Origin of the sequence: Aquimarina spinulae (genome assembly GCF_943373825.1) — a bacterium.
GTDB classification, from domain to species: Bacteria; Bacteroidota; Bacteroidia; order Flavobacteriales; family Flavobacteriaceae; genus Aquimarina; species Aquimarina spinulae.
On the sequence record NZ_CALSBP010000002.1, the window covers coordinates 3219947 to 3244822 of the forward strand.

Below are 24876 nucleotides of genomic sequence, written 5' to 3' on the forward strand. Positions count from 1 at the left end.
TATTGGATTACTGTTTAAACATGTAATAAACCTTATTATGAGCAAGAACCCAAAATCCAAAACAAATTTTTTCGAAAATGTTACGCAAATGGTTCGGAAAAAAAGACTGATTATCTGGTTAGCTTTTGTAGCTATTACAATATTTACATTTTTGGGAATACCAAAGACCAAATTTGACATGACTATTGAAGGGTGGTTTCCAGAAAATGATGAGGTTTTGGTAGCCATGGATAAGTTTAAAGCAGAATTTGGAAGCAATGAAGGAGTATACATAGCGTATAAGCCTTTAGATGGAGATGTTTTTTCTACTAAATCTTTAGAGGTAGTAAAGAAAATTCGTGAGGATATTCTCAATACAAAATATAATGACGATTCAACAGCACTAAAACATATTGTTAAAGTCAATACACTCGTTAATGCTTCTCTTTTAACGGCAGAAGGAGATGTATTGGTTTCTAGAAAATTGGTAGGGGATAATGTTCCGACCAAACAGGAAGATATCGAAGAGATTCGTAAGCTAGCGCAATCTCAAAAGTCTTTTCCATTACTTTTCTTTTCAAAAGATATGAAATATGGAGGAATACTTATCGAAACCGATTTTGGGACTGAGTTACTAGAAGAGGAATTACCTATTGTTACAGATGAAGAACTTGTTGAAGACGCCCTGGAAATGGATGAAATGGTCGTTGCCGATATGAGTGAAATTAAAAAAAGTGAAGAAAGAATCCGTTTCAAACGTGCAGACTTAAGTGAACTGGTTCCCTTAATGGAGGAAATCAATACTATTTTAGATAAACCGGAGTATAAAAGTCATCTGGAATATTATGCAGTGGGAAACGCTCCTCTGGCCTATGAGCAGCAAGCTATAGCTATTAAAGAAGCAGGCCCGATTTATTTAGGACTTTTATTGATAATATCTATCCTGTTATGGTTTTTTATCCGTTCATTTAGTGCGGTGGCCTGGTCGCTTTTAATAGTTATAATAAGTGCTGTCTGGACTGTTGGTTTGGCAGGTTGGTTAGGGGTAGAAGTAACAGTTTTTCTAATGCTAACGATCATGTTGATCCTAACCGTTGGAGTATGTGATGCTGCACATATATTTTCGGGCTACGTATATTTCCGAAATCAGGGAAATGATCGAAAAACAGCAATACAAAAAGTATTTGCATCAACTAATAAAGCAATTGTATTGACTGCATTTACTAATATAATAGGTATGTTGGCCTGTTTTCTGATTCCAATTCCCCGTATTCAGGTTTTTGGTATTATGTCTGCGGCAGGTGTAGCTTTTGCCTGTATCCTTACCATCTTCTTTTTGCCCCTATTATTAGATGTATGGGCTCCTGGAAGGGAAAATACGCAACGAAAAAAGAAATTTAGACTATCGACAGGTAAGTATCTACCTAATTTTTCCAGGTTTTTACAAAAAAGATTAAATAGTGTACCATCGATAGTGCAAAAGAATCCCATTAGTATTATTGTGTTATTTCTACTAGTGTTAGGAATAAATATTTATGGTGTAACTGTACTTAAAATAGATACTAATATTGCTAATCAATTTGTCGAAGGTAGTCCTTATAGGGAATCTGCAGATATTATCGACGAGAAAATGATGGGAAGTCTAAATATGGAAATTTATCTGGACTTATCTAAAGCAAACGCATTTGAAAATCCATTTGTCCTGAATACAATTGATAAACTGCAACGCAAGTTAGAAACCAAATACAATGATGTAGTTGTTAGGACATCATCTTTGGTAGAAGTTGTAAAAAAGGCTAATAAAACATTGAATGAAGAAAAAGAAGAGATGTATACCATTCCTGACAATCAAAACGCTTTATCCCAAACCCTTTTTCTTTTTAACCTGGCAAACCCAGAAGATCGTAGAAAACAAGTTTCTGATAATTATAGTAAATCTCATATTTCTGTGCAATTATACAACGTTGGTTCTCTTAAATATTTAAAAGTATACGAGGGCATGCAAAAGGATATTGATGAAGCAGTAACCATGCTCAAACAACAATATCCCGATACAAAAGTATCTATAACAGGCGCACTTCCTATGAATATGAGATTTGTACAGGTTATTGCCAGCAATGGATTGCAGGACATTATTATGGTTTTGATTGCGGTAACCATAGTTTTGATTTTTGTTTTTGGATCTATACAGGGAGGCTTGATAGCAATTATTCCAAACCTTATCCCATCAATGTTAACTTTAGGATTGCTGGGATTAACAGGACGTTCTGTAGATATAGATATCCTGTTGTTACTTCCTGTAGTAGTTGGTATTTCTGTAGATGACACCGTTCATTTTATCAGTCATTATCGTGATAAGCTAATGATAGAAGGAGATGTTAAAAAAGCTTTGTATCATACTATAAAAGAAGTTGGTCAAGCAGTTACTTTTACAAGTTTAATTTTAGGATTAGGCTTTGGGATACTATCTTTTTCGGCGATGGAGGGAACTGCAAATGTTGGAAAATTTGGTTCAATCGCGATTTTTTCAGCTTTGATGTGCGATCTTTTCCTATTACCTGCTTTGATCTTGGTTTTCAAACCAAAATTTCAAAAGAAAGGAAAGCCAAAATTTCAGAGAAAAATGGTAGTACAAAAATAATTCTAAGCAAAGTTATAAAAGGTAAAACATCCTCCTCTAATACTTTCGGCAACTATATCGATTTTCCTTTTTCTTATGGTTTTTGCTTAAAGAGGCAAGTGATCAACCACGTCTCACTCGTATAGTTGTGGTTTAATTATCAGGAACAAAGGTTGTTTGACCATATAAATTAGTATTAAATTTTTTTCAACTTAAATAAATAAATAATGAAAAAAAAACAGATTGTTTTATTGGTTGTTATGGCCGTTTTGATATCGTCATTTTCAAAAAAGATACTGCCAACTCAGTCAGCAAAAGATATCATGACAAAGGTGCAAAAGGTAGCTAAAGAATCCTTTAATACATCAGTTCAGAGAATAAAATTGGCTACCTGTAAATACACTGTATCTAATAAAAGGATTGTGTGCACTGAAGAAGCAAGAAATAAATTGCTGGAAAGTGTTGCAAAAAATTATGGAGAAAACCATCGGGATAGCCGATCAGTTTCTATTATAATTGAACCTAAAAAAGAACAAGGAGTAGGTATGTTAACCTATGAGTATGGTGAGCTTGGTAAGGATAATGATAGCTGGATTTACTTGCCAGAATTGAGTAAAGTTAAACGTCTGGCATCAAGCAGTGATAGTAATGATAGTAGCGGAAGTTTTTTCGGATCAGAATTCTCACTTGAAGATATGGAAGACCTGAAAATTGATGAATATAACTACAAGATTTTGAAGGAAGAAAACTATAAAGGGCGCGAAGTCTGGGTTATTGAGTATACTCCCACAACAGAAAGGGCAAAAAAATCAAAGTATAGTAAAACAATATCATGGATAGATAAAGAAAGATATATTAGTTTAAAAAAGAACCTATACGTTCGGGGAGATCATTACAAACAGTTGACGATGTCAAAGATTGAAAAAATAGATGACGTATGGATCGCAAGGCGATTAACGATGAATAATCTTGCCACTCGTACAATAAGTATTATGAACATGATTTCGGTAGCCTTTGATCAAGAAATTTCGGATGATTTTTTAACTACAAGGACTTTGGAGGATTTTACTTTTAGAGAACGGAATTTAATCAGACTTCGTAATAATTTGAAATAGGATACAATTATTTAATACACAAAAAAGCTTCACAAAAGAAACGATCGTAAACTTTAGAATGTAGGATGAGATCGCCAAACCATTTGGTGTAAAAGTTTGATAATCATAAGTGAAATGGGTATCAATAATAGATAATTATCATTGTGCAGAATCATGATTTATCAACATTTTATAGTTATCAATTCACTACAAACTCATAGAAAATTTATAAGGAATAGTACATATGAAATATTCAAACAATGAGGAGCATTTTGATGCTATTGTCGTAGGTTCAGGAACTTGCGGTGCTACAATTGCAAAAGAGTTAAGCAAACAAAATAAAAAAGTCTTAATCTTGGAACGAGGAGGTAATGCACCTCTTAAAGAATCCATTATGGGATATGCCAAAATTTCTAACGAAGTACGTGTTGCAGATAAACTGAAAGATTTAAGAGCTTTTACTACCGGTGGTACAACAGCTATGTATCTTGCTGTAGCAGACCTGCCACCCATAGAAACTTTCAAGAATTTAGGAATTGATCTTACAGAAGATCTCGAACAAGTACGTAAAGAATTACCAGTTGCCGAAATTTCTGATGGATTTATTGGTAGCCAGGCAAAAAGATTGGGCGAGAGTGCTATAGAATTAGGTTACGACTGGAAAAAGAAATTGATGTTGGTAGATCAGTCAAAATTCAATCATAAAAACTATTATGAAGTAAAATGGAAAGCCAGAACCTATGTAGAAGATGCGATTAGAAATGGTGCAGTTTTGGTTAATCAGGCTACTGTTTCTAAGGCAATTCTTGATCATAAAAAGGCTATTGGTGTTGAGTACCAAATTGGCCGAAAAAAGAAGGTGTTTAAAGCATATGGAGACAAAATAATTCTCGCTGCGGGTTCACTGGCTTCTCCTATCATTCTTAAAAATAGTGGAGTTAAAAATGTAGTGAATCAAGGTTTTTACATCAATCCAAGTATTGGTCTTATAGGAAAGGTTCCAGATCTTTCGTCAGCAGAAAACTTCTGTGGTTGTATGGGAGCAAAGTTAGATGATGATATTGAATTGATAGATGCTAATTTTCATCGCTTCCTGTTCAATGTAGGGATGCTCGTCTCTGGCAAACCATTACGTATAGCATCATACCCAAAACATATTGGGATCACCGTTAAGGTTAAAGAACCTGTTGGAGGTAAACTTACTGAAAATGGAAAGTATCATAAAGAGTTGACAAGTAATGATCACCAGAAATTAGAGAAAGGAATGGAAGCGGCTAATGAAATATTAAAAAATGCTGGAGCCAGAAAAATCTTTAAAACCGACCTTATATCTGGAGGAGCTCTGGGAACCATAAAAATTAAAGAGCATGTCGATGAGAAACTTCAGACAGAGTATAGCAATTTGTACGTCTGTGATGGCTCTGTGCTACCCGAAAACGAAAGGATAACGCCAACTCTTACGCTTGTTTGTCTGGCGAAACATCTAGCCAGAAATTTGATAGCTTCTTAAAAATAAGTATCCAACTAAACAATCTCAAAACTAGCAAAAGCTAACGGTTTTGAATTATAACACAAAAACAATAAATAATATGGAACATTCTGAGAAAAATAAGACCAATGGTTTTTTATTGATCTTAACACTTTTAAGTATCGCGGTAGGAGCTGCTGCTCCTTTTGTATGGAATAGATTTATAGATGGACAATTAGGAATTATAACCTTAGTTCTGGTTGAAGTGCTATTGCTAATATTTACTTTGACCTTAGTACATTCCTTATGGAAAAAATCAGGCTCTGGCCAATGGAAAATGAAATCAGATAAGAAAGGAATGGTAGTGTATACCTTAAAAGTTCCGGGAGAAACTTGGTTGAAAATTAAAATAGTAGGAAGGCTTAGAGCCAGATTAGCTAGCATTTTAACGCTTATGCGAAACCCTGATGCTGCAAAAGATGTTGGTATGTTTGATTCATACTATATAAACGGATCAGACCCAAACTTGGTTGGATCTGATCCAAAACTAGTGTATTATACCTTTAAACAGAAGCTTTTTCCTCCTTTCAAACATAGAGAATTTGTGGTTAAATCAGAGTTTTCACAAGACCCTGTTAGTAAAGAAATGAAGTTTAATTTTGTAGCTGCTCCAGATAAACTACCTGTTAATAAGCGCTGTCATCGGGTGACAAAAATGCATAATAGATGGCGATACACTCCTTTAAAGAATGGAGAAGTAGAATATGAATTTGTATACGATGCAGTTGATCCAGGAGGATACTTTCCCTATGCACTGGCAAACTGGTTAATCCCTAGTATGCTGCCTTATGCATTTGCAAAAATGCCCAAAATATTAGATAAAGAAAAATATCGTAATGCTGAAGTAGATTATGTTCGGGAAGTTGACCAACCCGAAGAAATGATGATATAAAAATCGGATATAACCTCTTTGCTTAATTTCTTGCTACATAAGATCATACGCTAGAGAAAATTTTTAAAAGAGAGGTGCATTATATCTACACTCACCCATTTAGATTTCAAATTATATTCAATTAACCAAAGCTGTAAAAAATTTGGCATAGGAGTTTATTTCCCAATTTTTAATGATTATAAATGCAATGAATAAAGTGTCTGAAAATCGAACATATAGTTTAAACATACCACAAATGTTATGGGATGGACTGTCTGAAAACTGGTTAATGAAAGAACTAGGTGATATACATTGGAAAATGATATCAGAAGGACTGGAAACAGAATCAGACAAGTTGATTGATAGTAATGGAAATAGGCTGTATGCTAGCTTTGTTCGAATAAAATGGGAATCTAATAATTGCCTGGGTGAATTTAGTGAAAACGAAGAAATAAAGATTAAAAGCCATCTATCGAAGTATGGTAAAAAGATGTTTTTTAGTAATGGTCAGGTAAGCGGACATAATAAAGACATAAAAACAGAATTGATGTCCGTTTTTTCTTCTCGAAATTCGGGAAATAACCAGAAACTCGTAAAAGGAACACCTTTAAACGTAGAGCACAAAAATATTCCGGTTCACAATAAACTTCCTGAAGTCGCAAAAAACTTTTTTAAAGCGAAATCTTGTTTTTTTCAATCCGAAAAAAATGAAGAAGATAACGATATAAAAGAAATAATTCTTAATGATAGCTCTTTTAATATCTCTACCGATATAGAACCTTTGTTTCAAAAAAAATATCAAATTGATTCTTATGATGATATCAATGGTGTTGGGCTTTTATATTTTGCTTCGTATCCCAAAATAAGTGATAAATGCGAATTGAGTTTTTTTCAGAAAAAATACATTGGAGGGATTGATAATTATAATTGGGCCAAAAATAGCTCTACCATTGCAAGAGATATACACTATTATGGAAATGCTAATGCAAATGAAGAATTAGTATATAATCTGGAACATTTTTCTTTCTTAGATGAAAAGACAATCAAACTAAGTTCTTCTTTGGTAAGGGAAAAGGATGGGATGTTGATAGCAAAGATATTTACGATCAAAAAATTATCAGAACCATTAAACATTGCAAGCATTTGGATTAAAGGAGAAAAGGAAGATGAGAAAGAGTCTTTTTCAATACCAAATACATCTAATCTGGAAACTGCTAAATTTTCAGATAATCCCTCAATATTTAATCAAAATATTAAAAAGAATAGTGATCTAAGTGAAGAACAATTATGTGAAACTATGGTCAGCTTTTTTTCAGAAATTTTAGAAAATAAAGAGATTACTATCCATACAGACTTAAGAAGGTTTGGTGTTGAGTCTATTGTATATACCGAACTTTCAGAACACCTCAATATAGAGTATGGCTTGCAAAGTAATCCAAGTACATTTTATGGATTATTTACAGTGAAAGAAATTGCATCTTTTCTGCTTTCAGACCATAGTATTATATCTGATTTAAAAGAAGATAACGAAGTTGTAAATACTAAGAAAAATCATATAAATTCTGATGACATTGCCATTGTAGGGCTTTCGCTAAAGGTGCCTGGAGCAAATAATAAGGAAGAATTTTGGGAAAATTTGGTGAATGGAAATTCTTGTATCACTAATACACCAAAAGAGAGATGGGATTGGCCAGAAAATATAGATATAGATGGTATTCATAAAGGTATCAACTATGGAGGATATATAAAAGATGTGGATAAATTTGATGCATCTTTTTTCGAAATATCACCAAGAGAAGCAAAATTAATAGACCCGCAACAAAGAATTCTTCTCGAATTAACCTGGGAACTAATTGAAAATTCTGGGTACAAACCTTCATTACTAAAAAATAGTAAAACTGGTGTATTTATAGGAGCTAGTGGGAGTGATTATGAGACTTTATTACATAAAAACCCTGAAATTAAAGAGTTTTCGGCTACGGGAACGGCGATGGCAATGCTCTCAAACAGGATTTCATATTTTTATGACTTTGATGGCCCAAGCTTAACCATTGATACGGCTTGTTCCTCGTCTTTGGTTGCCATAAATAATGCGGTTGCAGCAATCCAACAGAACCAATGTGAACAAGCCATAGTTGGAGGCATACACCTCATGTGTGAGCCAACAAAGAGTATTGCTTACAAAGAATCCAATATGTTAAGTGTTGATGGTAAATGCTACACTTTTGATGACAGGGCTAATGGATATGTACGTGGTGAAGGAGCAGTACTACTTCTTTTAAAACCAATGTCAAAAGCGATAGCCGATAATGATAATGTGCTAGCTTTAATTAAAAGTACAGCGGTAAATCATGGAGGCTATTCTGGAGGAGTAACTGTACCTAATCCAAACAAACAAAAACAGCTCATTGAAGAAGCATATACAAAGGCTAATATTGATATACAAAATGTATCATATATAGAAACACATGGCACTGGAACCAGCTTAGGGGACCCTATAGAAATTTTAGGTTTGACTAAAGCTTTTCAATCATTGCAAGGTCAAAAAAATAAAAAACACGCACCTTGGTGTGGAATAGGATCAGTAAAAACCAATATAGGTCATTTGGAAGCAGCATCTGGAATTGCCGGACTGCTCAAAGTAATTATGGCTATGAAGCATAATTATTTACCTCCTACTCAAAATTTCAAAAACATAAACAACAAAATTGAAATAGAAAATAAACCTTTTCATATTCTGGAAAATGGAACTGAATGGTTAACAGGTAAGGATCAAAAGAGAGTTATTGCAGGAGTAAGTAGTTTTGGAATTGGTGGAGCAAATGCCCATGTAGTTATTGAATCCTATGAAAACGATGAGGTAGAGAATTCTAAAGCAATCGAGGGACCACATTTATTTATATTATCAGCAAGACGAGAAGAAATACTGAAGAGTTATGCAAAAAGCATGCTGAATTATGTGAGTCAAAACACATCTATAACTCCCTATCAATTGTCATATACCTTGCAAAGTACCAAAGAGGAGATGCAGCATAGGTTAGCTTTTGCATATAATACTATTGAGGATCTCAAAACATATTTGGCAAACTTTCTGGAAGGAACTTTTCAATCTAACATTTATGTAGGTAGTATAAAAAAATCAAAACTAAACCAACTAGATAACAATGAGGTTATTATAGATAGCTTGGATTTGGAGTACGTAGCCGAACAATGGTGCCTGGGGAAGAATATAAACTGGAGAAAATTATATCCGATTGGCACTAAAACCCTGGAAGTTCCAACATATCCTTTTGATCACAAAAGAGGATTTTGGGCTTCTTATAAAAAACAACAGGATATTGTTGAAAAACATCCTGAATTAACTCCGTTAAAACTACAAGAAAAGGATAATACTTTTGGAACTTTAGAAGAACTTCCGATTCCTATACGAGTTTTACACACTACAGATGATACTATTATTTCTTCGGGTGAAGGTTTTGATAAAGTATCAGTTTCCAAACCTGCAAATATCTCACTCAAGGCACTTAATGCTAATGAGTCTGAAGATATACACCCGGGAATAACCCCCAAAGCACAGTTTACCCTTGATCATACAGCAGGGCTTGCATTAGAAAGATCTAATTCTTCAAAGACGATTTCTTCTATAAAATTGTATGATAGGAGTCAGGGTGTTTACAGTTTGGAGATCAATACAAAAACAGGCAATACACTTTCTAAAGAATTAATAGGAGATTTAGTACATAGTCTTGATTATGTAAAAACTCTTCCGCTGTTAAAAGTATTGATAGTAAGAGGCACGAGTGAAACCTTTCTTCAAGGTGATCGGGAGGCTTATAATGAATCTATAACTCAAGGGCTTTACCAATCTATAGCATCTTTTCCTTATCCAATAATAGCAGAGATGCAGGGAGATGCCATGGGATCATGTTTCTTACTGGGAGCTTTATGTGATTTTATGGTTTGTAGTGAGGAATCCCGATATAGTTATACAGATGTAACAGGTGGATTGTTTCCTGCTAGGAAAGAGGAATCTTTGTTTGGTGAGCGTTTTGGAGATGTGCTTTCCAGAGATTTTTTATATCGTTTTGGAGTATCGACAGGGGCTGCTTTAAAGAAAAGAGGTTGGAGTGTTCCGATTGTTGCTTCTAATGAAGTGCACCAATATGTAGAAGATCTAGCCTTATCATTAAGTGAAAAACCTGTAACTTCTCTTGGATTATTAAAGCAGCATCTTGGTCGTGATTTAGAGAAGCAAGTAGCAGGATTATTAAAGGTAAATACCTTAAAGATAGAAGATGAATTTACAGGATCTGATAATGTGGTAACCACCCGATCCAAGTACATAAAACTGGAGTCTCCTATAGAGGGAGTGCTCACAATCAGGATAGCTACAGGAGATAAAAACTATAAACTAAAAACGCTTATTTCAGGATTAGAAGATATTCTAAAACAAGTAGGTGAGCTGGATTCTCATAAGGTTCTTGTACTTAGCAGCACAGCTAAAGACTTTTTAAGTGTATCTAAATTGTCAAGCTCAGTAGAGGAAATCAAACAATTTCAAAATCTATTGATTAATGCTCCTGTTCCAGTGATAGCTGCTTTTGAAGGAAATGCTAGGGATATAGGTTGGCTGCTAGGTCAATGTTGTGATATGTGTATCTACCATATAGAAGGTATATATTCAGCTTCGGGACTAGTTGGAGTTCCAGAATTAGGTAGTTTATCACTTCCGTTTTTTGTTCGTGGGTTAGGAGATTATCTGGCTCAGGAGGTATTGCTTACCAGTAGGGAGTATAGTGGTTTAGAGCTACAACAGCAGATCGGTTCTGTACTGATTTCTGCAGACCCGATTACAGAGGCCTTAGATCAGGCTGGATATTGGTCATCGCTACCTATTGAAGTTATAAGAGATTGGAAAAAAGATCAGGGGGCAGCGACAAGATTGGTATTAGATAAGCTACCAACCTGGTTAGATAAAGAGAACAAAGATGCTGCAAAAAAGCTACCAGAGGTAGCAACAGCAATAGGGTTAACATCAGAAGTTATAAAGACTACTGTTCATCCAGAAGGAATAGTAGAGATAAAGATGGAAGACCGAGAGGCCAGGAATATGTTTTCAGATGCCTTTATGGAAGGAATGATAGAAATCTTTGATCATATAGCAGCGTCTTCATTATACAAGGTGGTGATCTTAACGGGATATGACAGCTATTTCATCTCAGGAGGAACTAAAGAAATGTTACTCGATATACAGGAAGGTAAAATTAAATTTACGGATACTACAATATATCACTTAGCCATGGATTGCAATATTCCTGTAATTGCATCAATGCAGGGCCATGGTATTGGAGCAGGATGGTCTATGGGTATGTTTAGTGATTTCCCAATATTGAGTACAGAGAGTCATTATGTGAGTCCTTATATGAATTACGGATTTACTCCCGGGGCAGGCTCGACGTTGATTTTTCCTGAGCGTATAGGTTATGATCTTGCTCGTGGTACGTTGCTAACGGGAATAGAATATCCGGGTCAGGCATTAAAGAAAAAAGGAGTATCCTTACCGGTTGTTTCTCGTAAGGAGATTGGAGAGTTTGCATTTGCATTGGCCAGAGAATTAACACGTAATACACGCAGTAGTTTAATTGCTTTCAAAGATCAGATGACCCGCGATATCAAGGATCGTTTAGAAGATACATATACTCGGGAGTTGTCTATGCACGAAGAGACTTTTGTAGGACGTTCGGATACCCTGGAGCGTATAGAAGGTAATTTCAATACTACCTCAGAAGATACCCTTGAACAAGTACCTCTTACAGAGAAAGCTATTTTATCGAAGCCTGAAAAAATACCACAGTATGCAGGTGCATTACCGATGATTAAAACTAATCTCAAAACCTTACTGGCTCAGGAACTACACATGGAAGAAGACGAAATTGATGAGGATAGTCAGTTTGTAGATCTAGGTTTGGATTCAATCATAGGAGTAACCTGGATAAGAAAGATCAATGAAAAATATAAGATTTCAATTAACGCAACCAAAATTTACAGTTATCCAAACCTTATAGAATTTAGTCGTTATGTTAAAGAGGAAATGCAGAAACTCGGAGTGTTGCCTATTCAGAAAGAAGCAATACCTGTAGAGATTAATACACCAATAATATCTCAGAGTACAGATACTTTGTTATCAAATCAAAGAGAATCTACCTCAAAACCTAAAGAATCAATAACAACATCGGATCTAAGATTAAAAGATAATCCCCAATCCATAGCCATCATTGGTATGGCAGGTCAGTTTCCTATGGCAAATAATGTGGAAACTTTCTGGGACAATATTGTAGACGGGAAGAACTGTATAAGTGAAATTTCTCAAAAACGATGGGATATAGGTAAATACTATCAAGATGGAGAAGCTACTCCGGGAAAAACGTATAGTAAATGGATGGGAGCACTTGAAGAATATGATCTTTTTGATCCTTTATTTTTTAATATATCACCATCTGAAGCAGAATGTATGGATCCACAGCAAAGGTTGTTTCTGCAAACCTGTTGGCATGCCATAGAAAATGCAGGCTATAATGCTCAATTACTAGAGAAAAGTAAATGCGGTGTATTTGTAGGTTGTGGTCAGGGAGATTATCATTTGTTATCTGATAATATGCGAACAAGTGCTTACGGTTTTACAGGAGGAGATAACTCAATACTGGCTGCACGGATATCTTATTTTCTGAACTTACAAGGCCCTTGTTTGACTATCGATACAGCTTGTTCTTCCTCATTAGTAGCGATTGCTAATGCTTGTGATTCATTGATTCTGGGTCAGAGTGATCTTATGCTGGCTGGAGGAGTATATGTTGGAGCAGGGGCAGATATGCATATCAAGACTTCACAAATGGGAATGTTATCATCAGATGGCAAATGTCATACCTTCGACCAAAATGCTAATGGTTTTGTGCCAGGTGAAGGGGTTGGAGTAGTGATGCTAAAAAGGCTTGAAGATGCAGAAAATGATGGAGATAATATCTTGGGAGTGATCCGGGGTTGGGGCATTAATCAGGATGGTAAGACCAACGGGATTACAGCCCCGAATACCGAAGCTCAATCTAAGCTACAACAAGAAGTTTATGATAATTACGGAATAGATCCATCTTCTATTCAGTTGGTTGAAGCACACGGAACAGGAACTAAACTTGGAGATCCGATTGAGGTTGAGGCTTTGGTAGAATCCTTTACAAGGTATACTTCAGAAAAAGCATATTGCGCACTGGGTTCTGTTAAAAGTAATATTGGCCATTGTTTAATGGCTGCAGGAGTCGCAGGGGTGATTAAACTCTTGATGTCATTGAAATATAAAAAACTGCCCCCAACTATTAATTTCGAAAACCTGAATGAACATATCGGTATAGAAAACAGTCCATTTTATGTTAATACTCAACTCAAAGATTGGCAAGTAGAGGAAGATCAACAGCGACAGGCAGCAATCAGCTCTTTTGGGTTTAGTGGTACTAATGCTCATATGGTTCTAACCGAATATCCTGATAAGGAAACCAATACACCAGAATCAAAAAATAATCAAAATACGGGTTGGGTTTTCCCTTTATCGGCAAAAACAGAAGAACAATTAAAGCGAAAAGCTGTTGATATACTGGAGTATTTGAGTAAACAGAAGCAACACTGTGATCTGGATCAGATAGCATATACTATGCAGATTGGAAGAATGGAAATGGAATATCGTTTGGGGGTGGTAGCAAGTACTCAAGATCAATTGGTAGAAAAACTAAATGGATATATTGATGGAAAAAAACAGGTTCAAGATACATTTGTAGGAAAAGCAAAAAATAATGAAACTACAATTTCATTATTTTCAAATGATACAGATTTACAAGAAACGATAGATAAATGGATACAGCAGAAAAAGCTTTCCAATCTAATCAAATTATGGGTTCAGGGGTATGATCTGGATTGGAATGAACTGTATGGAAAAGTTAAACCCCAACGTATTCAATTACCACTTTATCCTTTCGCCAAAGAACGATATTGGATTGAAGAAAATAAAGATAGAAGCAGTGTCGGATCAGTTTCTGAACAAGAAGTAACCCAAACACTCTTTTTTAGAGAATATTGGAAAAAAGAACAACATACAATTACTCCGGTAAAGAACGAAAATCACTCAATTATTGTTTTTGCAGACAAGGAGTTCAGTGAAATGTTGACAAAAGAAACACCAGATAGCTTGTCTCAGGCTATAGTTGTGGAGCAATCAGACAATTATCAAAGAGTTACATCTCAGTTGTATAAGTGTAGTCCGAATAATACAGATGATATAGAAAAAATACTTGCTATTGTGCACAATCGAGAGCGTAAACCTATACATCTTCTTTACCTGTGGGCAAAAGGTCAGGGTGAAGAAGGGGTCTACAGGTTGTTTGATGTGTTTAAAACAATCAGATTATCAGCTTTACCAGTAGAGCATATAGCACTTGTTGGGCATTATAATACAGCAGAGGTGAGTACTTGTTGGGACTATTCCTGGATAGGTTTTGAACGATCTTTAAAACTACTGTTACCTAACACAGAATTATCATTGTTTTATATTGATTCACCCATATATTCATTGCAATTAATAACAGAAGCATTGAAGTGCAATGGAGTATTGTGGTATAAAAATGATCAACGATATAGATTGTCTTTACAGTCTTCGATACTTAATAAAGTAACCAACGAATCTGTTCTTAAACAAAAAGGAAACTATTTAATTACCGGGGGATGTGGAAAATTAGGCTTACAATTTGCCCGTTTTTTGGCTGAGAATTATCAGGCAAATTTATTGCTGATAGGCAGAACACCAATATCTCCGGTGATTGAAGAGCAATTAGCAATAGTAAAAAATGCTGGAGCAGGACAAGTACATTATCGATCTGTCGATGTTAGTGATAAAGAAGCGATGTTGGCATTACGATCACAACTACCTTTTGAGATTTCAGGGATTATTCATGCAGCAGGGATAGCATCTTCACAACCTTTTTACCAGCGCTCAACAGATGATATCAAAACTATACTTTACCCCAAAACCTTTGGAACCATTGTGCTCGATGAGGTGTTAAATCAACCTTCGTTAGATTTTATCTGCTATTTTTCATCTGTCTCGGCTTTCTTAGGAGATTTTGGATCCTGTGATTATGCCATAGCAAGCCGTTTTCAAATGGCGTACAGTTTTTATAGAGAACAAAAACCTGAGTTGAAAAGCAAAACTATGGTCATCAACTGGCCATTATGGGAAGAAGGAGGTATGGGAACCAGTGATGCCGAGCAAGCTTCTTTTTATTTAAAAAGTAGTGGGCAGGAACCATTAAAAACATCTCAAGGAATAGGATTATGGCATGACCTTATAAAAACAGATAAACTGCAAACCTTGGTTATGTTAGGGGAACCATCAAGGATAGAACAAGTTTTAAATCGTTTGTATGTTACAGAGCAGTCAAAAAGTATAGAAAATGTATTAGTCAATACAAACAATATTAAAAAAATAGAAAGGAAACTTCGGGGTCAAGAGATTTCGGTAAAAGATTGTGTAACTCATGATCTAAAACAACAGATAGCAAGCCTGACCAAAATCAATCAGAGTCAACTAAAAACAGATAAAAATCTTACCGAGTATGGTTTTGACTCTATTAGCTTAGGTAAACTTGCCTCTAAACTAACAGCTTATTTTGAAGTAGAAATAACCCCGGCAATATTCTTTAGCGCAACCACAATTCAAAAATTGGTAGATTATATGCTGGAGGAGTATCCGGATCAGATAGATAAATTTTATATCACTGAAGCAACCAATGAAAAAGGAAATAATGAAAAAATAACAATAGCTAAGCTAAAAAGTATTAATCCAATACTTGATAATTCATTTTCCTCACACCTTTATCCAAAACAGATAGGTTTATCAAATATTGAACCTATTGCAGTAGTGGGGATGTCGGGACGTTTTCCACAGGCGCAGACAGTAGATCAACTATGGTCGTTACTTTCAGAAGGCAAAGATGCTATTACCCAAATACCAACAAATAGATGGGATTGGAGTGATTATTACATAGCTCCAGGGAATACTAATAATAAGATAACCACAAATAAAGGAGGTTTTATTCATGGAGTCGATGAGTTTGATCCTTTGTTTTTTGGAATTTCACCGCGTGAAGCCGAGTTTATGGATCCGGCAGAACGCTTATTACTGATAGAAACCTATAAAGCTATTGAAGATGCCAGGATATCTCCAAAGGAGATCAAAGGCGAAAATGTAGGTGTTTTTGTAGGAATGGAAGAAGGACAATACGATCAGATTACCGGAAAACCAGGAATTACTACTACCGGAAATGCAATGATAAGCTCCAGACTATCTTACTTTTTGGATCTTCAAGGGCCGGCTATTGCAACAAATACTGCTTGCTCTTCAGGATTGGTAGCACTTCATCAGGCAGTTTCCAGTCTACGTCAGGGAGAATGTAAAGCAGCTATTGTAGCAGGAGTTTCATTGTTGCTTTCACCAGAAAGTTACATAATGATGAGTGAGGCAGGCATGCTTTCAGAGGATGGACATTGTCATACATTTTCAAAAAATGCCAAAGGTATTGGAGTAGGAGAGTCTGTCGTAGTTCTAATGCTAAAACCATTATCGACAGCTATAGCAGATGATGATATTATCTACGGTACAATTAAAGCTAGCGGAATTAACTTTGATGGAAAGACTAATGGAGTTACTGCTCCAAATGGAGATAGGCAGGCTACATTAATTGAAAAAGTCTATAGGGATCACCAAATCAATACAAATGATCTATCTTATATCGTAACACATGGAACGGGTACCAAATTAGGAGATCCCGTTGAAATAAATGCATTGGCTAAGGCCTTTAAAAAATTGAAAGGAGATCAAAATTCTTTAGCAAAACAGGAATACTGTGCCTTGACTAGTTGTAAGAGTAATATAGGACATACGCTGGCAGCATCAGGTCTGGTGAGTGTTGTTAACTTATTGAAAGCGATGCAACATCGTCAAATACCCGCAAGTCTCAACTGTGTTGAAGAAAACGATTATATAACTTGGAAAGATAGCCCCTTCTATATCAACAAAAAGACAAGAGAATGGAACAAGGATCAAGGTAAACCTTATCTGGGAGCTGTGAGTTCTTTTGGAAGAAGCGGTACCAATGCACATGTTGTAATAGAAGAATTTGAAGTTCCTGTAAAAAGTAAACAGCTCGCTCCAGCCGAGATTCGGGAAGAAAAAGTGATGATTTTACTCTCAGCAAGAACTGAAGAGCAGTTGTATCAAAAAGCACGTGATGTATTCGATTTGATCTCAGAACCTAAAGAAACTTTTAATGTACAGGATTTGGCATATAGCCTTCAGGTATGTAAAGAAGAGTTTGAGGTACGCCTTGGGTTCTTAGTAAATACCATCGATCAATTGATTGAAAAACTGGAAGCATACCTGGAAGGTTCAGAAACAATAGAGGGAACCTTTTTCGGTAAAATAAAACATGGTCAGGAAGATATGAATATCATCAATGGAGATGATGATATGAAAGAGGCAATTGAAAAGTGGATTGCAAGAAGGAAACTATACAAACTAATGGAATTATGGGTTAAAGGATTGAGTATAGATTGGAAAAAATTCTATGGAGAAAACCTGCCCAAGCGTATTGCATTACCAGCTTATCCTTTTGCACAAGATTGTTATTGGATAGACTCTACTCAAAAATATTCGAAAACTATAGGAAGTACCTTACATCCATTAGTACATTATAATACCTCAAATCTCATTGAGCAAAGCTATAGCTCAACTTTTAATGCAGAACAACCTCTTATAGCGGGATATCGATATCAGGATAATACAATAATAGCTACAGGAATATACATAGAAATGGCAAGAGCTGCAGTTCAAATGGCTATACCTTCCATAGAAAACTCCACAGGTATTGAATTAAATCATTTGAAGTGGGGAGTGCCCTGTATAGTCGACAAAGATAAAAACATCAGGATTTCATTATCGGTAACGAACGATAATAAAGTTCTATATGAAATAAAGAATCAAGAGGAAGAAAATCAAGAGACTTATTTTTTCGGAAATGCAATACTCAGAACAAAACCCGAAATCACAAAATTGGATATTTCGGAACTTAAAAAACAAATTAAAACCGAAAAGATAGAAATATCTGGCTTGTATGATACTTTACAAAATGAAGGAGTAAGTTATGACAAACCTTTTCAGGTTCTTGATGAAATATACGTTGGAAACGAGCAAGTATTAACAAAACTAGCAATACCGGTAACGGAACATAAAAAATATGTATTGCATCCAGCGATAATAGAGGGCGTTCTGCAAGCGAGTACGATATTATCTACAGAGACAAAAGCATTGACCCCGGTATCCATAGAAACTTTAACGGTAATTTCTGCTTATACCGAAGAAATGTTTGCCTGGATAAGAATAGCACCAGAAGAGCAATCCCAAAGCAATTCTATAAAACTTGATATTGATCTATGTGATAAGAACGGTAATAGTATAATCATCATTCGAGGTTTAGAACTGGTAAAAGCTTGTGAATTTTTACCCCTTTATAAGGAGACATCCATTATAGAAAGTGACCTTAATTGGGATAAAGTTAGCTACCAGCCCCAATGGGAAGAACAATCCAGTAAACCATCAAAAATTGAGGTGGTTCATAAGAATGTATTGATTGTATGTAGCAGAAATACTTCTGGGTTTGAAGAAGAGATACAAAAATATCACAATCAGAATAAGGGAGGCAAAACTTTTGTTATTAAGATTTCGGATAAAACAATACAGGTGTCAGATAATGAATGGCAATGCGGAATAAACGATCCTAAAGGTTTTCAAGTTTGCTTACAAAGTATGGATACAATAGATATCTTATACTTCCTTTCTATGGAAAAGAAATTTTCCCAACCAGTTGATCAAACAGAATTAAGACAGAATTACGAAACGCAAGAGATTCAGTTTTTACGTCTGGTTAAATCCCTTAAACAAGAAAATAGCATTAAAGAAAAAATTGAAACCTATGTGTTGACATTAGATACGCATACGATTCATAAAGGATCCAATCAATTTGTCGGGGCAGGAATTACAGGTTTAGCCTATTCTCTTGCACAGGGAAGTTATCAATTCCGTATTAGAAACCTGGATATATCTGAAAAAGATATAGAGACGTCAAAGGAGCGTGCTCAACTACTGGAAATGATCCTACAAGAACCTCCTTCAGATAGAGGAGAAGTATTTAAGATCAGATCAGGAAAACGATACCACCAGAAGCTGTACAAACTAAACTGGAGTAAGCAGAACATGACTGCAATTCGTCAGAATGGTGTATACGTAATTGTTGGCGGAAGCGGTACTGTAGGAAAGATTATTACTCATCAATTGATAGAAAAATATGAAGCAACAGTAGTGTGGATTGGAAGAAGTGAAGTAACTTCAGAAAAGGTGAAAATAGCTATGCAATCGTTTGATGGATGTAAGGGCAATTTAGAATATATGCAAGCAGATGTAACCGATCTGGAAGCCATTCAGAAAACTATAACGTTCATAAAACAGAATTACACTACTATAAATGGAGCAGTTTTTTCTGGAATGGTCTTCAACTTTGAAAATTCACTAGATCAAACTACAGAAGAAGAGTTTAGATCTATTTTTGATTTGAAAGCTCAAGGGAGTTGGGTTTTCTATACAGCTCTGAAAAATGAATCCCTTGACTTTATGTGTTATTTTTCATCAGGACAAGCCTATTCTTTTTCAGGCGCATCTAAGCTTTCTGCTTATGCCAGTGGTATTACATATGCTGATAGTTTGGTACACTCGATAAGGAAAGAATCAAAATTTCCGATTGGGATTATCAACTGGGGATTCTGGAAATCTTCATTAGATACCATTGAAGGTGGTAATGAAGAAATTTTGACAGATAATTTTGAAGCTCTTGAAAATGATGAAGGCTACCAGTGCTTCGAACAATTTGTTGGGGAGCTTTGTAATGAAAGAATTCATCAAGTCCTATGTATGAAAGCATCACAACCTATTAAGACATTAATGAATTGTGATCAGGAAGAGCTTATTTCCTATATGGAAAAACCAGTATTATCTTCAATAGAACTATCTGTTGAAAACATTGAAATTCCGCGAGAAAAAATCAATAAATTAAAAGAGCAAGAAGAAAAAAGTGAACTTGAAGATTGGCTTCTTCAATTGTTATATTGCCAAATAGAACAATTGATAAAGGCAAATTATCAGGAAAAAACACTGAAAATTTCTGACTTACAAAAACAATGTGGAGTTCTAGATAAATATACTTCCTGGTGGGATAATTGCCTTCAAAGGTTTAATCAAAATGGATATGTTCAGTTTAAAAATGGAACTGTCAGTTCTCTGAAAAAGACAAATGTCAAAGAAGTATGGAACAAATGGAAAGTTGAAAAAGAAAAGCATTTACAAAACCCTGATCGAAGAGCTTGGGTAACCCTTGTGGATAATTGCCTGGAAAAATTACCAGAAATTTTAACCGGCAAAGTTTTAGCGACAGATATTATATTCCCTAATGCTTCGATGGAAAAAGTCGAAGGAGTATATAAAAATAACTTACGATCAGATACCTTCAATGAAATAATAGCCAATGCTGTTGCTACTTACGTACAACAAAAACTGCAATCTAATCCGGAAGCAAAATTGAGAATCCTGGAGATTGGTGCGGGGACAGGAGGAACATCGGCTATTGTTTTTTCAAAATTACAACCCTTTAAAGCGTCTATAGATCAATATTGCTATACAGATCTTTCAAAAGTGTTCTTTTTTCATGCAGAAGAAAAATATTTGCAAGACAATCCATACATACATTGTCAGCGATTGGATATAGAACAACCAATAGAAGATCAGGGCATTGAAGCAGGTTCATATGATTTGGTAATTGCAACCAATGTGTTACATGCAACAAGTGATATACGGCAAACCTTACGTAATGCTAAAGCTATACTGAATCCAAATGGATATTTGTTTATTAATGAATTAAGTACTCCAGCACTTTTTAACCATCTTACTTTTGGATTACTGGATGGATGGTGGCTTTTTAAAGATGCTGATCTTAGGATGCCCGGAAGCCCTGGTGTAACACCTGCGGGATGGCAGAAGGTTTTAGAAGAAGAAGGTTTCCCTATGGTATTGTTTCCTGCTGAGGAAACACATCATCTTGGACAGCAGATTGTTTTGGCTCAAACTGATGGCGTAATAAGACGTAAAATATCGGCAAAAAAGAAACAGAAAGGACCTTCTACTCCTCCTATTCTTGAAAAAAGCAAACCAGAACAACCTAAAAAGAAGATATCAGCCTCATTACAAAAACCAGGTTTCACCTCAAAACCATCACAAGATGTTCCAGAATATACTCGAACAGTAATTTTAGATAGTTTATCAAAAACTTTGAAAATTCCTCTTGCGAGTATTGATCCGAATATAGCTTTTTCAGATTATGGAATAGATTCAATTCTAGGGGTAAGCTTTATCAATCAAATTAATGAAGCTCTTTCTATTTCATTAAATACAGCAATCATATTTGAGCATTCTTCGGTAAATCGTTTAGAGAAACATATTGTAAATACGTATCAGGAACAAATAAAATTCTCTATACCCGAGCAACAAGATATTGCACTTCTAGAAAATAAAGAGGAAGTGTCAAAGATCCATGAAAATAAAACTATTGTACCTGTTAACTTAACAGGAAATAGGTTCAATATCAGTGAAAAAGATTTTTTGGGACTATCTTCAGAACAAAGAGAACCAATACTATCTGAGATTGCAGTGGTAGGAATATCCGGAATGTTCCCTAAAGCGGATAATATTGAAGAATTTTGGCACAATTTGGAGAATGGAATTGATGGTGTGAGCGAGCTTCCTGATTCTTATCTGGATCAAAGAAATTACTATAGTACCACAAAACAATCTGGTAAAACCCGATGTAAATGGGGTGGAATATTAGAAGAAAGAGATTGTTTTGATCCTTTGTTCTTTAATATTTCTCCAAAAGAAGCAGAATCTATGAATCCGCATCAGAGATTGGTTCTTCAGGAAAGCTGGAAAGCAATTGAAAATGCTGGATACAACCCTAAGGATTTTTCTGAAACTCAGACAGGGATTTACATTGGTGCCGAACCTACAGGATATACAGGAGAAACTTTCACAGGATACTCTGATGCTATTATAGCTTCCCGATTATCCTATATTTTAAATTTGAATGGCCCTTCCTTTGTGGTTAATACTGGTTGTTCTTCTTCTGCAGTAGCCTTGCATTTAGCTTGTGAAAGTTTAAGAAATAAGGAAACGGATTTAGCACTTGCGGGAGGAGTAAACGCTTGCTTGGATCAAAATGTGTTAATCCGACTCGATAAAATTGAGATGTTATCACCAAAAGGTCGTTGTTTTACCTTTGATCAGACTGCCGATGGCACTATAATGTCAGAAGGAATAGGTATGGTAGTATTGAAACGCCTGGAAGATGCAGTAAAATCAGGAGATAAGATTTATGGGGTTATTTCAGGGTCCGGAATTAATCAAGACGGTGCGAGTAATGGTATAACAGCACCCAATGGGGCTGCACAGGAAAAACTTATAGTAGATATTTATAATAAGTTTAATATCGATCCAGAAAAGATCAATTATGTCGAAGCACATGGTACCGGAACAAAACTCGGTGACCCTGTAGAAACAAATGCTTTGGTAAGAGCTTTCCAAAACTTTACAGAGAAAAAAGAATTTTGCGTAGTTGGTAGCGCTAAGTCTTATGTAGGGCATGCTGCAGCTGCAGCAGGTGTTATTGGACTAATAAAGGTGTTATTGTCTTTGCAAGAGAATAAAATACCTAAGTTGTTAAACTTTAAAACCATCAATCCTCTTATTGAATTTACCGGCTCTCCTTTTTATATCAATACAGAAATTATAGATTGGAGTCCATCAGAAGGAATACCTCGAATGGCAGCAATAAACTCTTTTGGACATAGTGGAACCAATGCACATATAGTTGTAAAAGAATATTTGTACCCTGAAGAACAAAATACAACCAGGAAAAATAATCTAGCTATTATCCCGCTTTCTGCCAGAACACCTGAACAGTTATCACAAAAAGCTATTGACTTGTTGAGATTTATTAGTTATCAAAAAGAAAAAGGACAGATAACCAAAAGGGTAAACCTAACAGAGCTAGCATATACCCTTCAGGTGGGTAGAGAAGCTATGGAAGAACGTTTAGGGTTCGTGGTAAGTTCTATAGAAGAACTAGTCAAAAAACTTCAGGCTTACATTAAAGGAGAACGTTCTATTAAAAATACCTGGATAGGACAGGTTAAGCAAAATAATGAAATTCATGACTTGTTTAGCGTTGATACAGATCTACAGCAAATTATTGATAAATGGATTACCGAAAATAAGTTGTCCAGCTTAACAGATCTATGGGTAAAAGGGCTTAAGTTAAATTGGTATAAATTGTATGAAGGAGAAATAGTCAATCGAATTCCTTTACCTTCATACCCTTTTGCTAAAGAAAGGTATTGGCTAAATACGTCAAAAAATGAAGAAAGTATAAAGAAATCAGAAACTTTGGTTTCAATTATACATCCTTTATTACATCAAAATACTTCTGACCTAAGCCAACAATGCTATACAACTGCTTTTAACGGTAAGGAGTTCTTCTTAAGAGATCATAAAGTAAATGGACATAAAGTACTACCGGCAGTAGCCTATCTCGAAATGGCTCAGGCAGCAGTTAATCATGCATCAACCATTTATCAAGAAGGATATATAGTAGAATTACAAAATGTAGTTTGGCTAAAACCGCTATATGTTGATGCAAACAGACAAACTTCTATACGTCTATTTGACAGTGAGAATAAAAGTAGTACTGAAGAAAAAATTGATTTTGAAATTTATAGCAACGATACAAAAGCACAGTATAAGCAAGAGGAGATACATTGTCAGGGACAAGCAATTTTTATAAAGGGCGAAACCTCTATCAAAAAGGATATTGATCAGCTTAAAGCACAAATGCGTGAAGGTATTATTGAATCCCATACGGTTTATAGTTCCTTTAAACAGATAGGAATGGATTATGGCATTTCTCATCAAGGAGTATCGGTTATTTATATGGGAGCAGAACAACTTTTGGCAAAAATTAGTTTGCCTATAGAAGCAGAAACTGATCATAATCAATTCATCTTGCATCCTAGTGTAATGGATAGCGCACTTCAGGCATGTATAGGTTTAATGGTGGATATAGATAACCTGCCATCCAGACCATTATTACCTTTTGCACTGGAATCTGTTCGTATAATTTCCAAATGCACTTCCCTGATGTATGTATGGGTACGTTATTCTCAGGGTTGTAAACCCGGAGATAGAGTGATTAAACTAGATCTGGATCTGTGTGATCAAGAAGGAAATGTTTGTGTACAGATACTTGGATTTTCATCTCGAGTTTTGGAAGAAAAAATAGATAACACTTCTCAGGCTATTTTACATAATCAAAATTTCGATGATAGTTTTTATAGCGACGTAATTGAGAAAGTTTTGAATAATGAAATCTCAGTAGAGGAGGCAGCAAAGCTAAATTGATCTTAGAGATAATAAACAAACATTGAGGGATTTTTTAAGATTACTTCACCCCTAAAAGAATAGTTAACAACATGTAATGCGAGAACGAAGCGGTAGTAATGGTTTCTGTTTTGTAATGTTCTTATTTCTAATTAA

General features: G+C 35.3%; 5 protein-coding genes. All 5 read left to right on the forward strand.

All coding sequences use genetic code 11. From position 1 onward, the window contains the following. Positions 1 to 37: 37 nt before the first annotated feature. The 5 genes from NNH57_RS19565 to NNH57_RS19585 all read left to right on the forward strand — a co-directional run bounded on the left by NNH57_RS19565 (position 38) and on the right by NNH57_RS19585 (position 24741). Complete coding sequence (locus NNH57_RS19565) at positions 38 to 2620, forward strand: efflux RND transporter permease subunit (protein ID WP_074405473.1); 2583 nt, start codon at positions 38 to 40, stop codon at positions 2618 to 2620. A 206-nt stretch (positions 2621 to 2826) separates the two neighbouring features. After that, complete coding sequence (locus tag NNH57_RS19570; RefSeq protein WP_074405472.1) at positions 2827 to 3714, forward strand: outer membrane lipoprotein-sorting protein; 888 nt, start codon at positions 2827 to 2829, stop codon at positions 3712 to 3714. A 223-nt stretch (positions 3715 to 3937) separates the two neighbouring features. Then, positions 3938 to 5203, forward strand: a complete 1266-nt coding sequence (locus NNH57_RS19575) for a GMC family oxidoreductase N-terminal domain-containing protein (RefSeq protein WP_108807997.1) — start codon at positions 3938 to 3940, stop codon at positions 5201 to 5203. A 79-nt stretch (positions 5204 to 5282) separates the two neighbouring features. Further along, entirely contained in the window at positions 5283 to 6113 is an 831-nt protein-coding gene (locus NNH57_RS19580; protein ID WP_074405470.1) for an SRPBCC family protein, read from the forward strand. A gap of 187 nt (positions 6114 to 6300) precedes the next feature. Continuing rightward, the gene (locus tag NNH57_RS19585) at positions 6301 to 24741 is read left to right on the forward strand and encodes an SDR family NAD(P)-dependent oxidoreductase (protein WP_256527546.1); all 18441 of its coding nucleotides are present in this window, start codon (positions 6301 to 6303) and stop codon (positions 24739 to 24741) included. Positions 24742 to 24876 lie beyond the last annotated feature (135 nt).

Bases quoted from the DNA above. Each gene is read 5' to 3' on its own strand.
- NNH57_RS19580 (WP_074405470.1), top strand. From the start codon at position 5,283: ATGGAACATTCTGAGAAAAATAAGACCAATGGTTTTTTATTGATCTTA.
- NNH57_RS19575 (WP_108807997.1), top strand. From the start codon at position 3,938: ATGAAATATTCAAACAATGAGGAGCATTTTGATGCTATTGTCGTAGGT.
- NNH57_RS19585 (WP_256527546.1), top strand. From the start codon at position 6,301: ATGAATAAAGTGTCTGAAAATCGAACATATAGTTTAAACATACCACAA.
- NNH57_RS19570 (WP_074405472.1), top strand. From the start codon at position 2,827: ATGAAAAAAAAACAGATTGTTTTATTGGTTGTTATGGCCGTTTTGATA.
- NNH57_RS19565 (WP_074405473.1), top strand. From the start codon at position 38: ATGAGCAAGAACCCAAAATCCAAAACAAATTTTTTCGAAAATGTTACG.